This window comes from Streptomyces johnsoniae (assembly GCF_031845565.1).
In the GTDB taxonomy this organism is placed as follows: Bacteria; Actinomycetota; Actinomycetes; order Streptomycetales; family Streptomycetaceae; genus Streptomyces; species Streptomyces johnsoniae.
The window spans coordinates 1-255 of record NZ_JAVREV010000117.1; the positions used below are offsets into that span (position 1 = coordinate 1).

A 255-nucleotide genomic window follows, 5' to 3' on the forward strand; every position below is an offset into this window, starting at 1 on the left:
GGGGTGAGGGGTGGCTGGAGCGGGTGGATGTGGTGCAGCCGGTGTTGTGGGGGGTGATGGTGGCGTTGGCGGGGTTGTGGGAGTCGTTGGGTGTGGTGCCTGCTGCGGTGGTGGGTCACAGTCAGGGTGAGATTGCGGCGGCGGTGGTGGCGGGTGGTTTGTCGTTGGCGGATGGTGCGCGGGTGGTGGCGTTGCGGTCTCGGGTGATTGGGGAGCGGCTTGCGGGTGGTGGGGGGATGGTGTCCCTTCAGCTGC

The 255-nt window shown here is 68.6% G+C and carries 1 protein-coding gene; it reads left to right on the forward strand.

The genetic code is table 11. From position 1 onward, the window contains the following. A partial coding sequence (locus RM779_RS33530; protein WP_311621567.1) for an acyltransferase domain-containing protein occupies positions 1-255 on the forward strand: 255 nt, incomplete at both ends.